The organism is Dyadobacter sp. 32, assembly GCF_902506755.1.
Lineage (GTDB): Bacteria > Bacteroidota > Bacteroidia > Cytophagales > Spirosomataceae > Dyadobacter.
This window is the reverse complement of record NZ_LR735258.1, coordinates 6,006,909-6,021,303: the sequence shown is the minus strand read 5'-3', so window position 1 is coordinate 6,021,303 and position 14,395 is coordinate 6,006,909. Positions and strand designations below refer to the sequence as shown.

Annotated in this window: 12 protein-coding genes; 5 read left to right on the top strand and 7 right to left on the bottom strand. The window is 45.4% G+C overall.

Going from position 1 to position 14,395, the window contains the following annotated elements:
- The first annotated feature begins 8 nt into the window (after positions 1 to 8).
- The 5 genes from DYADSP32_RS24610 (at position 9) to DYADSP32_RS24590 (ending at position 5,588) form a co-directional block, all read left to right on the top strand.
- Entirely contained in the window at positions 9 to 593 is a 585-nt protein-coding gene (locus DYADSP32_RS24610) for a Uma2 family endonuclease (protein ID WP_149240280.1), read from the top strand.
- Positions 594 to 633: 40 nt separating this feature from the next.
- On the top strand, positions 634 to 1,227 hold the full coding sequence (locus DYADSP32_RS24605; protein WP_414618033.1) for a pseudouridine synthase: 594 nt from the start codon (positions 634 to 636) through the stop codon (positions 1,225 to 1,227).
- 94 nt (positions 1,228 to 1,321) lie between these two features.
- Positions 1,322 to 3,970 carry a DNA mismatch repair protein MutS gene (gene mutS / locus DYADSP32_RS24600; RefSeq protein WP_149240282.1) on the top strand — a complete coding sequence of 883 codons (2,649 nt, stop codon included), beginning with the start codon at positions 1,322 to 1,324 and terminating at the stop codon, positions 3,968 to 3,970.
- Between the two features lie 62 nt (positions 3,971 to 4,032).
- Positions 4,033 to 5,223 (top strand): nucleoside permease, encoded by a 1,191-nt coding sequence (locus DYADSP32_RS24595; protein ID WP_149240283.1) that lies wholly within the window; start codon positions 4,033 to 4,035, stop codon positions 5,221 to 5,223.
- Positions 5,220 to 5,588 (top strand): DMT family protein, encoded by a 369-nt coding sequence (locus DYADSP32_RS24590; RefSeq protein ID WP_149240284.1) that lies wholly within the window; start codon positions 5,220 to 5,222, stop codon positions 5,586 to 5,588. The genes DYADSP32_RS24595 and DYADSP32_RS24590 overlap by 4 nt, the downstream gene beginning before the upstream one ends.
- A 72-nt stretch (positions 5,589 to 5,660) precedes the next feature.
- Here DYADSP32_RS24590 and DYADSP32_RS24585 read toward each other — a convergent pair whose 3' ends face one another.
- The 7 genes from DYADSP32_RS24585 to DYADSP32_RS24555 form a co-directional block, all read right to left on the bottom strand.
- Complete coding sequence (locus DYADSP32_RS24585) at positions 5,661 to 6,143, bottom strand: RNA-binding protein (protein ID WP_149240285.1); 483 nt, start codon at positions 6,141 to 6,143, stop codon at positions 5,661 to 5,663.
- Between the two features lie 43 nt (positions 6,144 to 6,186).
- A complete protein-coding gene (locus DYADSP32_RS24580) occupies positions 6,187 to 7,020 on the bottom strand; it encodes an ATP/GTP-binding protein (protein ID WP_149240286.1) in 834 nt (277 codons plus the stop codon).
- Between the two features lie 159 nt (positions 7,021 to 7,179).
- Positions 7,180 to 7,932, bottom strand: coding sequence for a hypothetical protein (locus DYADSP32_RS24575; RefSeq protein WP_414618032.1), 753 nt, complete (start codon positions 7,930 to 7,932; stop codon positions 7,180 to 7,182).
- Between the two features lie 167 nt (positions 7,933 to 8,099).
- Positions 8,100 to 8,558, bottom strand: a complete 459-nt coding sequence (locus DYADSP32_RS24570; protein WP_149240288.1) for an RES family NAD+ phosphorylase — start codon at positions 8,556 to 8,558, stop codon at positions 8,100 to 8,102.
- A 52-nt stretch (positions 8,559 to 8,610) separates the two neighbouring features.
- The gene (locus DYADSP32_RS24565) at positions 8,611 to 9,117 is read right to left on the bottom strand and encodes an MbcA/ParS/Xre antitoxin family protein (RefSeq protein WP_149240289.1); all 507 of its coding nucleotides are present in this window, start codon (positions 9,115 to 9,117) and stop codon (positions 8,611 to 8,613) included.
- A gap of 131 nt (positions 9,118 to 9,248) precedes the next feature.
- Complete coding sequence (locus DYADSP32_RS24560) at positions 9,249 to 12,701, bottom strand: family 16 glycoside hydrolase (protein ID WP_149240290.1); 3,453 nt, start codon at positions 12,699 to 12,701, stop codon at positions 9,249 to 9,251.
- A 98-nt stretch (positions 12,702 to 12,799) separates the two neighbouring features.
- On the bottom strand, positions 12,800 to 14,074 hold the full coding sequence (locus DYADSP32_RS24555; protein WP_149240291.1) for a Gfo/Idh/MocA family oxidoreductase: 1,275 nt from the start codon (positions 14,072 to 14,074) through the stop codon (positions 12,800 to 12,802).
- Positions 14,075 to 14,395 lie beyond the last annotated feature (321 nt).

Below are 14,395 nucleotides of genomic sequence, written 5' to 3'. Positions count from 1 at the left end.
GAAGAGTTATGAATATTTCAATGCCCGTGGTTATGAAAATGGGTGACCTGATGAACGAGGAAGAGTTCTTTCAGTTTTGCCAAATGAACGACACATTAGAGTTCGAAAGAGACTCGCAAGGAAATATTATAGTTATGTCTCCAACAGGATCATTCACAGGGAATTTTAACAGCAAAGTTTTAGGCCATTTGTTCTTGTGGAACGAAACCTTTGGCTTAGGAGAAGTATTTGACTCCTCCTCAGGATTTTTACTGGGAAATGGGGCTGTTCGTTCTCCGGATGTTTCCTGGATCAGAGAAGAAAAATGGAACTTGTTAAGCCGGGACCAAAAAGAAAGATTTGCCCCCATCTGTCCTGATTTTGTGGTTGAAATCCGCTCCAAATCAGATGAACTCAAATATCTGCAGGACAAAATGATCGAGTACATCGAAAATGGCACCCAACTGGGTTGGCTGATCGATCGGTTTGAGCATAAAATTCACATTTACAGGCACGACAAATCCATCGAAGTAATGGAAACTCTTGACGTATCACTTTCCGGAGAAACGACCTTACCAGGATTTACTCTGGATTTGGCCTCCATTGTGAAATAGCCCTTACATAAGTTTACTAGCATCCTTTCTGACTCAGCTCTTGTTTCGATATTTTCTTATCTATAAACCTTTCGGGATGCTTTCCCAGTTCTCCCGCGAAGGAGATCATCCCACACTGGCTGATCTGGATTATGTTTTCCCCAAAGACATTTACCCGGTTGGCCGACTTGATGCCGACAGCGAGGGATTACTATTGCTTACCAATGATAACTTTTTAAAAACAAGACTGCTCGATCCAAAAAATAAACATCTGCGAACTTATTATGTGCAGGTCGACGGCGATATCACCCACGAAGCTTGTCATGAATTGGCACAAGGAGTAGCCATCACTATCAATGGAAAGGCATACAAAACACTTCCTTCAATAGCAAAACTTATCGATACTCCTGAGCTCCCCGAACGAAGCCCACCCGTTCGCTTCCGTAAAAACATTCCGACATCCTGGCTCTCCATTTCCCTTTACGAAGGAAAAAACCGTCAGGTTAGGAAAATGACGGCCGCTGTGGGCTTCCCTACCTTAAGGCTTGTGCGTTGGGCCATTGGGCGAACGACTCTATTATCCGGTGACAAAAATTTCGTCGCTCCGGGTACAGTATGGGAAATGACAAAGGAGGAAACCAGATTGCTCTTTTAAGATTCCTTGGCAATCTTTACAAAACAACCTCACGTTCTTGTCAAACCGGATAGAAGGCTTAAATTTGCGTTAGTCCGTTTTAAATAGTTAATACTTGGCAAAGGCAATCAAAGAAACTCCGCTTAACAAACAATACAACCAAATTAAGGCAAAATACCCGGGAGCACTTTTGCTTTTCAGGGTGGGCGATTTTTATGAAACATTTGGCGAAGATGCAATAAGGGCTTCCAAAATCCTGGGCATCGTACTGACCCGTCGCAACAACGGAGGCTCTCATGAAGAACTGGCCGGATTTCCGCATCATTCACTCGACAATTATCTTCCAAAACTCGTTCGTGCCGGTGAGCGTGTAGCGATATGTGACCAGCTTGAGGATCCAGCAGCTGCGAAGGGAATTGTTAAAAGAGGCGTTACTGAACTCGTCACACCCGGGGTGTCCCTCAATGACAACGTACTGGATGTAAGGCGAAACAACTATCTGGCCGCGGTTCATGTGGGCGCAGATGACCTGTATGGCATTGCATTTCTGGACATCTCCACGGGGGAGTTTATGACATCTCAGGGAAATGCAGCCTATGTGGATAAAATGCTTCAGGGTTTCACGCCATCGGAAGTTCTCTTTTGCAAGAAACACAAACAGGAGTTCAACCAACTTTTTGGAGGTAAACACCACACATTTCAATTGGAAGACTGGTGCTTTGGTTACGATTACGGCTACGAACAGCTTATTACGCATTTCCAGACAGCAACCTTGAAGGGTTTTGGGATAGAAAACCTGCCCATGGGAATCATTGCAGCCGGTGTTATTTTGCATTATTTAAAAGAAACGGAGCACCGGGAAGTAAGCCATATCAATAAAATAACAAGGCTTGAGGAAGAAAAATACGTGTGGCTCGACCGGTTTACGGTTCGGAATCTGGAGCTTATAGCGCCTCAGCAAGAAGGAGGCGTCCCTTTGATTCAGATCCTGGATCAGACTGTTACCCCCATGGGTGCCAGGCTTTTAAGAAGATGGGTCGTACTGCCACTGAAGGAAAAGCTACCCATCGAGGAGCGCTTGAATACAGTAGATCATTTTTTATCCAATGAAGACCTTCACGAGTCTATCATTCAGTATTTAAAACATATTGGTGACCTGGAAAGGCTGATTTCAAAAGTGGCCGTCAGGCGGATCAACCCCAGGGAACTGGTTCAACTCAAAAAATCCCTGAAGCAAATCGGACCTATTAAGGAGCTTTTAGCAATTACCGCTGCCAGTCAAAAAACCGAAGCCAATAGCAAAAAAGGTAATTCAGCACTTTCCATATTAAATAAGTATTCGGATCAGCTTAATCCGTGCACATTCTTGGTTGACAAAATCGAAAATGAGCTCCGGGACGACGCACCTGTACTTTCTAATCAGGGACGTATGGTTAAAAGCGGGGTGAATGCCGAACTGGATGAATTGCATGCCATTTCATACGAAGGAAAGGACTATCTGATCAAGCTCCAGAACCGCGAGATTGAACGAACCGGTATCAGCTCGCTAAAAATCGCCTACAACCGGGTATTCGGGTATTACCTGGAAGTAACCCATGCCCACCAGAATAAGGTGCCGGCTGAATGGATCAGAAAACAGACTCTGGTCAATGCCGAACGTTATATCACGCCGGAGCTGAAAGAGTATGAGGAAAAGATTCTGAACGCGGAAGACAAAATTTCGGCCATTGAGTATCGTGTTTTCAGCGAGCTGATTCTTACTGCCGCCGAATACGTTGGGACGATCCAGCAAAATGCTATCGTGGTGTCGACGCTGGATGCACTTAGCTCATTTGCGACAATTGCCCGGAAAAACAATTACGCAAAGCCGGTTATCACGGAAGGGAAAGAGCTGGATATCAAAGATGGCCGACACGCGGTGATCGAACAGCAACTTCCGTTGGGTGAAAGTTATGTACCCAATGATCTCTACCTCGATGATTCTACACAGCAGATCATTATCATTACCGGGCCAAACATGGCGGGTAAGTCTGCATTGCTGAGGCAAACCGCACTGATCGTACTGATGGCACAAATGGGGAGTTACGTCCCGGCCAAGGCGGCTAGCGTGGGGCTCGTTGACAAAATTTTCACCCGTGTGGGTGCGAGTGATAACCTGAGCAGGGGCGAAAGTACGTTCATGGTAGAAATGACGGAAACCGCCAGCATTCTCAACAATCTGAGCGAAAGGAGTCTGGTTTTAATGGATGAGATTGGCCGGGGTACGAGTACCTATGACGGTGTCTCCATTGCCTGGGCTATTACGGAGTATCTGCACAGCCAGCCACATTACAAACCCAAAACACTTTTTGCGACCCATTACCACGAACTTAACCAGTTAGCGGAAGATTTTCCGAGGATCAAGAATTTCAATGTAGCCGTGAAAGAGGTTGACAACAAGGTCATATTTTTACGGAAATTGAAACCCGGTGGCAGCGCCCACAGCTTTGGTATCCATGTGGCACAAATTGCCGGCATGCCTCAGCCGATCGTGTTACGTGCAAGCGAAATTATGCAACACCTGGAAAAAGACCATGTGGCTGAAACACACAACAAAAAGATCAAAGAAATGCCGAAGAACAATTACCAGCTTAGTATTTTCGAACCAGCGGATCCTAAACTGGAAGAGTTAAAAGAAAAGCTTTCGCTGGTTGATGTTAACACACTTTCACCCATTGAGGCGTTACTGAAGCTCAATGAATTTCAGAAGATGATAAAAAAATAAACTGACCGCTTGTCGCAGCGCGTGGCTGACAGGTATTGATACTTTAACTCTGTTCCTAAAAAATGAAAAACACCACCCGCTTCCAATTGATGACCATGATGTTCCTCCTTTATTTCATTTGGGGATCCTGGTATGGTCAGATGAGTAAATATATGTTCAATGAGCTTGGAGCTACGGGCGTACAGGTGGGCAGTGCCTATGCTGCTTTTTCTATTGCCATGATCATCGCACCATTTTTTGTTGGACTTATTGCAGACAGGTACTTTGCTGCCCAGAAAGTGCTGGGTGTACTCAGTTTGCTGGGCGCGGTCTTATTGTATATTCTCCTGGGAATCAAGGATGCCGATACTTTCTTTTGGGTGATACTTGCTTACTGTGTCACCTTTGCACCAACCATGGCGCTCACCACGTCAATTGCCATGCAACAGGTAACCAACACGGAAAAAGACTTTCCTGGGATCAGGGTTATGGGCACGGTAGCCTGGATAGCTGTTACCAACGTCATTGGTTACTACCAAGTTGGTGGCTCAGATATGATCTTTAAAATCTCGATGGTCACTGCGGTCATTTTGGGTATCTTCTCTTTCTTTTTACCCAATACGCCGCCTAAGCCAAGTCAAAGTACTTCGGTGTCGGCTATATTAGGGTTGGACGCATTTAAGCTTTTCAAGGACCGCTCCTTCGCTGTATTTTTTCTTTCTTCTTTGCTCATTTGTATTCCTTTATCGTTTTATTACGCCATGGCCAATCCGTCGCTCACGGATTCAGGAATGACCAATGTTGAGAACAAAATGTCCCTGGGCCAGGCATCCGAAGTGATCTTCATGCTCCTTATCCCACTGGCATTTAGTCGCCTGGGCATCAAAAAAATGCTGATCATCGGGCTTGTTGCCTGGATCGTTCGCTTTGTAGGATTTGGCTATGGGGATGCTTCCAGCGAATGGCTTTTATACCTTGCCATCATCTTGCACGGCGTATGTTATGACTTTTTCTTTGTAACCGGACAAATATATACCGATAGTAAAGCGGGAGAGAAATACCGTTCCTCAGCACAAGGGCTTATTGCCATAGCAACCTATGGAATTGGAATGGGCATAGGATCCTGGATCGCAGGTTATGTAGCGGATATGTATACTGTGGAAGGCGTAAAAAACTGGACGAGTATCTGGATGGTACCTGCCGGCATCGCTGCTGTTGTTCTCCTGTTGTTTATACTTTTCTTCCAGGACAATAAAGTACGATCCGCAGAATGAAACCATTGCTAACCATTGGCCTGCTGGTCTTGTCTAATGCATTTATGACTTTAGCCTGGTACGGTCACCTGAAATTTAAAGAAATGGCCTGGTTTAGCAAACTGGGCATATTTTCCGTAATATTGATAAGCTGGGGTATTGCACTCTTTGAATATTGCTTCCAGGTGCCTGCCAACCGTATCGGGTTCCGGGAAAATGGCGGCCCCTTTTCTTTAATGGAACTGAAAGTGATACAGGAAGTAATCACCCTGGTCATATTCACGGTTTTTACTTTGGTGTTTTTCAAGACTGAAACCTTTCGATGGAACCATGCAATAGGCTTTTTATTTCTCGTATTAGCCGTGTATTTTATTTTTAAAAAATAAACTGGCTCACCGTTCATCAAAAAACTCCCCCACCGCTATGGCAAGGGAGTTTTTTGTTAAACAAATATATTTTTACCAGTCATCACGATCCCGCGAATCTCCTCTGCGGGAACCGCCCCCCTTCTTAAAATCTCCTCCCCTGCCTCCTTTGTCATAGTCCGATTTAGGCTTCCCTCCATAGCCCCCTCTATCTCCGCCACCACTGTATCCACCTCCGCTGTATCCACCTCCACCGGCAGGTTTGTTCCGGCCAAATCCCGAGCCCCCGGGTGACGATCCACCACTTCTTGGCGCATCAGTTCTACCTGAGGATTCCTTTTTTTGAGATTCATTCACAACCAAAGGCCTGCCATACATTTCAACCCCATTCAATTCGCTTATTGCCAGCTTGGCCTGCTCTTCGTCAGGCATTTCTACAAAACCAAACCCCTTGCTTTGACGGGTAATTTTGTCAATGATAATTTTCGCAGAAGCAACCTCTCCAAATTTTTCAAATGCCTCACGCAACTCGCTTTCCTTCAACTTAAAAGAAAGACTCCCAACAAAAATGTCCATAGAAATGCCTGTTTTTGGAATAGTTTAAAGTTCAATAAATATATTATTTTAGCTGATAAGCTACAACACTATTTTTCATAAAAGTGGGTATATACACAATTTTCTTAACTGAGTCATAACCGATATCCGCTGAATTGATCTTATCCGCACTGGTATTGAGCAACTCCTGCTTAGTACCATCGGACTTCACATAGTAAACCACTCCCGCCCAGCAGGAGACAATATACTCCCCCGGTCTTACCTGCTCAATTCCATCGGTACTTTTATCCATGCCTTCAACGATTGTTACTGCTTTCTTATCAGCGCCAAGCCTCAGAAGCTTTCCGCTATCAGCAATCAAAAGATCCGAACCAACGGCCAGCAACCCATTTGGACGGGTCAGGTTTTCGTAATAGGTTGAGATTTTACCGTCTTTGATTAAATGGACTTTTTTCGTTTCCGAATCCGATACGTAAATGTTGCCCTTGGCGTCAATGGTAAGGTCATTCAGAAACTTGGAGCCCTCAATCTGGTGTTTTCTTAAAATTTTACCCGATTTAAGTTCGATTTCAACCACTTCAGTGACATCGGCCACGAATAGTTTACCACCCACTATGCCCATACCTTTTGGTGCATTCAGCCCCGTAACCCAGTCGCCTGCTATAATTTTTCCATCCAATGCCACCTTGGCAATTCCGCCCTTACCATCCTTCTCTCCGGGTTTTCCGTCTATTTGAGCCACATACAGCAATTTACCCTTGGCGCTGTAAAGTACAGATTCCGGAATGGGCAGGTTCGGTTCGGTCTCCCATATTTTTTGAAGAGAATTTTGAGCTGATGTATACAGTACCGAAAAAATCATTAATAATCCTGTGAATAGCGTCTGTTTGATTTTCATATATTTTAGGATAAGCTGAATTGAAAATGAGATATAGACCTAAGGTGAAGAATAAAATTTTTCTACTTTCAAATCTAAGTAATATTTACAGAAAATAATCGGACCCGGTTTCAAATAACCCGGTTGAGTCTCATTGCGTATCTAATGGCAAGAGGGCTTTCATTTGCTGTAAACAGTAAGGTCAATCACCTGTTTCGAGGGAATCACATTCTTTAATATGGTTGATATTTTTTTTCCATCACTTTCATAATTTGCCTCAAGTAGCAAATAATTCATATGAAGCGCCGCAGAAAAGGTGTACGGAAGTTTGGCGCGGTAGGTACGCTGGTTAAAATTGTAGAGGGGAAGCAGGCTGAAATTTTTCTTTACTAAATAATTATCAGAAAAAGATGCAGGCATTTCGAATGAGGTTCTAAACTTCTCCCCTTTTATCGTCGGCCATTTTTTTGAATTTTGTCCATAAATCTTAAAATCCCCGGTTGGTTTCGTGGTTTTGCCGAAGTCCTCATCATAATACTGCTTACCCCTATGCATGTCTAATGTGGTTACCAGGGTATCAAACTGCAGACTTTTCTTTCCCTCAGCGCTTGTGACTCCCGTGATATAGACACCGTCTTTTGTGCCAATTACGAAATCTGCCTGCTCATCGCTTGATCCATAGCTTTCATGATTCAATAAAAATGTTCCCGACAAAGTATCCACATACACGGTTATTTCGCCACTTGTATCTGAAAACTCGTCATTAAAGCTCCAGACCCAGGCTTCCGAAAAATAGTATTTCCCCTCAGACGGCTTCCAGTTGCTGAAACGCTCTGCCGTTTCCTGTCCGATGGCCCACTGTGAAAAGATTATCAAAATGCCAACTGACATGATCCTTCTGCACCAAATCGCTGTCAGAGAAAATACAAACATGCTTTCACCGGTTAGAGATAAAATTTCGGCTGGAATATATCTTGCAAACTAGGATGCAGACGATAAGACACAATTAAAGTTAAATGCTTTCGCTAACATTAAATGCTTTGATCATCAAATCTTAGTAAACGGTGAATAGATTGAGAGGACAAAATCGATCCGGAACACTATTTGAGCTTTAACCTGACATCGTATACAAAATCTCTGACGTCAAGTATACGGATTTTTCCATAATCCGGGTGCGCCGGATTAAGCAGGTAGTTAAATTCATCGACCATAATTGCAGAAGGTATTTTGACAATCAGATATCCTGATTCGGTGAGAAGTGAGGATCCCAAACTCTTTGTGGATGAAGGCGCAGGACTACTTAGCCAATTGCCAGGGAATTTGGCCGTCTCAGTATGAAATATATGCTCCTCAGGAATTTCAAAGGTAGTAACGCTCAGGGCACGCGGTATATCTTCGATGTTGACATTGGCCGTGTATTCCAGTAGCGCCAGCGCTCTGCTTTCAGAAGTATAAATACACCTGACAAGCTTTTGATTCCAGCGTCCCCCATGAAGCCTTGCCCCCTCACCGGAAAGATCATGTGCGAATTTGGTTCGTCCGATTCTATAAACCAACATGGATTGCTACCGGATTTTATTAGAATGCATATCTCTTAATCACAATGGACACCTATGAGTAAACACCATAATCAATACGACCTATCAAGTCTCTTACTTCCTCCCTACCGTATTGGTTATCAAGCAGATCGTAAGGTTTCGCGCCACCAAGTGCAAGATTAGGACGAAACACCCATTGGTTAAATACTTTGATATCCTCGAACACTTCGTATCCGTAGGAATAAATATCGGCAAGACTTACAATCTTTTCGCTTAATGTCGAATTAAACTTCTCTACGCCTTTCTTATTAATGAGTGTAGCTCTGGCCACAGCAAGGGTAGCAGCCAGTTGATCGTAATCGAGACCTGCTTTCTCTTTAAACCCTTCAAAATCAGTTTTGGAAATCCCCTGACGTACAAGCCCCATTTTTTCAAAGGCAGTCATCTGACTTTGCGGCCTGGATGTAGCAAAAGGAAACATTACACCACCATTAGAGCGAAATGGTGGAGAAGGTGCATCCTCCACTTTATTCAGGATAGTATCCTCAATGATTGGATATGGCTTAGCAACTTTACTCATAAAAACTAAATTTAAATCGGAATCAATTCAAATTTATACTTTTATTTTCTAAAATGCAACACACAAATAAAATTTCAAAAAAAGCCCGAACCGCAAACGCGATCCGGGCTATCAGTTTGATTTTAGGAACCTTACTTTTTCTTTTTCTTCGACTTCTTCTTGCCTGTTTCCACCGGAGCCGGCTCAACCACTTTGCTTAAATCAAGCACCCTGATATTTCTAAATTTAAGGGGAGCACCGTGTCCAAGGAATCCGAAGTGTCCCTTTGTACGTGCAAGCCCCGGATGCTCACGGTGATCTGCCGTACCGTTTTTGCTTGCTTCTGCCAGGTCTCCATCCAGGATAACCGTTCCATTCAGGGTTACCTTAATTTTAGAGCCTTTCAGATATACCTCTTGCGAGTTCCACTCCCCTACTGGTTTCAAATATCCGCGTTTTGCCGGAATAATGCCGTAGGCCGATCCATGGTATTGATACTCTTTCAGGTTTTTGTAAATATCCGCTTCATTATCCAGTATTTGAATTTCGGTCCCTACATAAGCGCCATCGCCTTCCAGAGGAGCACGAATACCCAACCCATTGTTGGCACCGGGCGTCAATTGAAAATCAAACCGGAAGACAAAATCACTGTATTCATCCTTGGAGTACAAATTTCCCTTCCCGCCACGTGTTGGATCCACAACCATGTCGCCATTTTCAATAAAATAATCCGTCCGGTTTCCGATCCACTCATACATATTGGTTCCGTCAAAAAGAATCTTATATCCTTCCCTCGACTCCTCAGCTGTCAGCTTGTAGGGTTCAGGGCGTGGTATTTCCCGCACATACACATCCCGATAATTGATCTGATTTCCATGCGCCTGGAGCTCTATCTGTTCTTTGGCAAATATAGGGAGGTTACGGTCCCAGTAATTTTCCAGTACCACGTTGTTGACAACATTTTCACCGTTCAGATCCACCGATACTCGATCCCCGATCATGGTGATATGGAAAGTGTTCCAATCGCCGATGGCATTATCGGCCAGCTTGCTTGGTTTGCTCGGATTTTTCTGATTATTATACAACCCGCCAGATCCTACCTGAGCGCCCACGTCTACCCGAGACGTATCCCAGATCTGAACTTGAGGCGTACCTCTCAGATATATACCTGCGTCGCCATTTTTTTGAATTTTCCAATCTACATACATTTCAAAATCTCCGTATTGCTTCACCGTACAAAGATTATCCCCATGACCCGAAAACACCAGTTCCCCGTCCTTGGCAAACCATCCCTTTCTGGCCTTTTCGTCGGCAATTGCCTGTTTTGCAGCCAGCGTATCAGCACTCATTTTTCCTCTCTTGATCGGATCCTGAACCAGTCCCTTCCAGCCCGATAAGTCCTTACCGTTGAATAAGGAAACAAAACCTTCTCCCGTTGGTAACTCCGACAGATGCTTACGGATTGACTCCTTCTGGTACTCACTATCCTGACCCTGTAAAACAGAAGAGGCCTTTGTCAAAAGTGAGCTGACCTCTGTTCCATAAAAATCCTTGTTGGCCAGAGCAATTCTCATTACAGCCTGGGCAGCCGCCTGCTGAGTACCGGCATTGTCGAGATATTTACCTGCAAATAACAGCGCATTAAAAGTTCGGTTGTTTGCCAGTTCTTTTAATATCAACACCTTTTGCCCATCCGTTTTAGCAAGAGCCATGGCATCGCGCAACATGATCACCTTGATGGCTGGTGTTTTTTCGGATTTGCCCACTGCGCCTACATAACCGGTGATGGCTGCATGCAGATCATCGGAATCCGTTGACTTTGTAGCAATGGCCAGTAATTCTCTGGCCGCACTGGCGTCTGTCCAGGCCGACAAAGCTCTGATGGCTGCCTTTTTGAACACTGCATCTCCATTATTATATTCTGAAACTACCGCAGAAAGTGCCCTTTTCCCACCTATGCCTGCCAAAACAGCGAGGTAGTTAGCCTGTTTGCCCGGACCGGAGGAAGCGGATTGCTTCAGGATGAGCTCACTTTGCGCGGAAATATCGCCCACGCCTTTCACAGCAGCACTTATTCCCTTTTGAACAGCCGTAATTTCCTCAGCACTCCCACCTGCGTTAAGCAAAGCAAACAGTTGGGGAAGATCATTGGAAGTGGCAAGCGACTGCAATGCCTCAAATGCTGACTTTTTCACCGCAGGATCTGTACTTTTCAGCAATGCAGAAACAACACCCAGTTTTGAACTGGCTGCCCTCGACGCCAAAACTTCAATGGCCGAAGACTGAGCACGTGCGGGCAAAGCGGGCAGTACCGCAGCCAACTGATCCGTTACTCCGTTTCCGGGAATGGTGAGCAATGAACTTTTCACAGCGGCTATTTCCTGGGCATTGCCCGATTTCAGCACCGGTATAAGACTGGCTACACTCCCCTCCTGTCCTATCTTGCCCGCAGCCCAGATTGCCGCCAGCTTCACTTTACTGTCTTTGGAAGCCAGCGACTTTAATACGGCAGGCAGGGCATCCTTCGCCCCAGCACGTCCGAGCATGGTAATGATTTCTGCCTGAACTTCCGGTTTGGCTTTTTTCATAGCCGCCAACCAGGGCGCGGTGCCATTCGCCATCGTGTATTGCTGTCCAAGCTTCAAGGCAGCAGCCCGGTATTTAGGATCTGTGCTTGCCAGCGCACTTATCAGGACTGGTACACTTTCCCGTTTTTTACTATCTGAATAAACCTTAAGTGCGGAAGATCTTGCAGCGCCTTGCTTATCGCCGGTGGCCGTCTGAATCACTGCCAATGCAGCCTTATCGGCTAAAGCTCCTGAGCCATTCTGTCCCAGCCGAGCCAGATATTTCAAGTAGACACCTGTAGCATCCGATTCATCATAACCGTAAGAAACTTTCCGGGCCGCAGCAGCAAGAATGGATTCAGATGATGGAACGCCAATTTCAGAAAGTGCATAAAGGCTGACTTTCCGAAGATTCAGGTCGGAACTTGTGGCTGTTTTTTCGATCGCCGCTGCCGCTTCCTTGTATCTTGCAGCCCCCAGGGCCTCTATCACGGCAACCTGATTATTTCCTGACGCAGAACTGAGTTCCCCCAGAAGAGCTGCTCCGGCAGATCCGGACCCAATTCTTGCCAGTGCTCTTGAAGCAGGCCCGGCGAGTTTTTCATCCGAAAGGTAGCTCTTCAGGATATTTACAGATTCATCCTTGCCCACTGTTTGCAGCTGATAGATCAGAAAAACCTTGTTGTCAGGATCATTCACCCGTGCCAGCGCCTCTGCGTAAGCCTCCGCGGCCATTTTGCGCCAGGCTTCTTTACCCGAACGTGTTGAAGCATAGCTAAAACCACCCAGCGCATACTGTATTTTTGAATTGTCGCCCTTTCCGGGAGGAGTCAGCATGGAGGCGATCTGGACAATGCCAGGCTTTCCCATTTCTGCCAGCTCATTCATATTTTTGTCCAGTTTGGCAGCGTTGTCGGCCGGGAATTGGGCTAACACATCCGCTACTCTTGTAGCAAGTGTTCTGTTTTTATCGGTTTGCGCCAAAGCCTGCGTCATCAGCAGGCAAAGGGTCAATATGGAGTAAATATATTTTTTCATTTTGTTCCAGGCCATCCGCGATATACTTGTGGCCATTAGCTTATTTTGTGGAAAAAGAATTTAATGTGAATAAGGTGTTTTCCCTGATTCAGAATTGATCACATCGTCCAAGGGCCTCTCATCGGTTGATCAATAAGACGGTTTGCACCTTCATCATCAATAAACTCTTGTTTATCAGGGTCATATTTCAAAGAACGCCCCAAACGAAGCGCCGCCAGTCCCATGTTGACAATCGTGCAGGAGCGATGTCCGTTTTCCTCATTCAGCGCAAACTTTTTACGGTGCATTACGGCTTCCACAAAATTGGTAACCTGAGGTTCAGGATCCGGGAATGCGGCAAGTTTCTTTTCCAGATCGGGAATATCAGACTGGAAGTTGGGATACAATTTCCCTTTGGGACCTTCAATGTAAGCTACTTTGTCGTCTTTGGCCTCTCCATCGAGTACTATCTGGCATCCGTCGGCATAGGTGTAAGTAATACGCCTCCAGGTTCCCACGGCCTCGGTATGCTGCTGTGGAGCATCTACTTCCACGCTCACCGGGCTGGTGTCATCCTTGCCCAGGAAATACTGAATAGGATCAATATAATGCTGCCCCATATCCCCTAAGCCACCTCCATCATAATCCCAGTAACCACGGAAGGTCTGGTGTACACGGTGTGCACTGTACGGCTTGTAGGGAGCAGGACCGAGCCACATTTCGTAATCGAGCTCTGCAGGGATCGGTTCCGGGGCATTGTTAGTTTTCCCCACCCAGTAAAACTTCCAGTCAAAACCGGTATGCTTGCTCACCGTCACCTTCAACGGCCAGCCCAGCAAGCCACTTTGTACCAGCTTTTTAATCGGTTTTACGGTTGTTTTCATACCATAAAAATTATCCTCAAACCTAAACCAGGTGTTCAGGCGAAAAATACGACCATTTTGCTGAACGGCTTCCACCAGTCGCTTCCCTTCTCCGATGGTACGGGTCATTGGCTTTTCACACCAAATGTCTTTTCCGGCACGTGCGGCATCTGCTGCGATGATTCCATGCCAATGCGGCGGCGTGGCAACGTGAACAATATCGACTTCGGGTAGCTGGATCACTTCCCGGTAATCGGAAAACGTTTTGGCACCTTTGTCGACCATTCCGGCTGCCTTAGCCAGATGTTTTTTATCCACATCACACAATGCAACGACCTTTGTCCCGGCCAGAGGTATATGACCCCGCCCCATCGAACCGAGCCCGATGATTGCTTTGGTTAGCTGGTCACTGGGTGCAATAAAACCTTTGCCCAGAACATGACGGGGCACAATTGAGAATGTGGCAAGCGTCGCCAGAGAACCTTTTACAAAGTTCCTTCTCGACACCCCACTGCTTTTCTTTTCTTTCATTGGTTTAGGAATTAACAGAATCGTAAAAATTATTATTAAATAACCTTGAAATTATCACAATATTTAGAATGTAGCAAAAAAGGAAAGGATGGACTGGTCATTGAACTACGAAAATCACAGATTAGCGACACAATTTTCATTATTCAGGCCTGTTGCCGAAATCACCTGCCTGTTGTCGCTATGGCACCCTTTAAGTACTGAATGGCTCCCTAAACAGGCCATAAGCACCTGATGTACCTAACCCGCCCCGTCTATGGGGCCACTATTGGAGGGAACACTTCCCTTTAAAAATATTTCCTGTTTGTTTCAGAAAAGCAGTCC

Bases quoted from the DNA above. Each gene is read 5' to 3' on its own strand.
- DYADSP32_RS24610 (WP_149240280.1), top strand. From the start codon at position 9: ATGAATATTTCAATGCCCGTGGTTATGAAAATGGGTGACCTGATGAAC.
- DYADSP32_RS24595 (WP_149240283.1), top strand. From the start codon at position 4,033: ATGAAAAACACCACCCGCTTCCAATTGATGACCATGATGTTCCTCCTT.
- DYADSP32_RS24590 (WP_149240284.1), top strand. From the start codon at position 5,220: ATGAAACCATTGCTAACCATTGGCCTGCTGGTCTTGTCTAATGCATTT.
- DYADSP32_RS24585 (WP_149240285.1), bottom strand. From the start codon at position 6,143: ATGGACATTTTTGTTGGGAGTCTTTCTTTTAAGTTGAAGGAAAGCGAG.
- DYADSP32_RS24580 (WP_149240286.1), bottom strand. From the start codon at position 7,020: ATGAAAATCAAACAGACGCTATTCACAGGATTATTAATGATTTTTTCG.
- DYADSP32_RS24575 (WP_414618032.1), bottom strand. From the start codon at position 7,932: ATGTTTGTATTTTCTCTGACAGCGATTTGGTGCAGAAGGATCATGTCA.
- DYADSP32_RS24570 (WP_149240288.1), bottom strand. From the start codon at position 8,558: ATGTTGGTTTATAGAATCGGACGAACCAAATTCGCACATGATCTTTCC.
- DYADSP32_RS24565 (WP_149240289.1), bottom strand. From the start codon at position 9,117: ATGAGTAAAGTTGCTAAGCCATATCCAATCATTGAGGATACTATCCTG.
- DYADSP32_RS24560 (WP_149240290.1), bottom strand. From the start codon at position 12,701: ATGAAAAAATATATTTACTCCATATTGACCCTTTGCCTGCTGATGACG.
- DYADSP32_RS24555 (WP_149240291.1), bottom strand. From the start codon at position 14,074: ATGAAAGAAAAGAAAAGCAGTGGGGTGTCGAGAAGGAACTTTGTAAAA.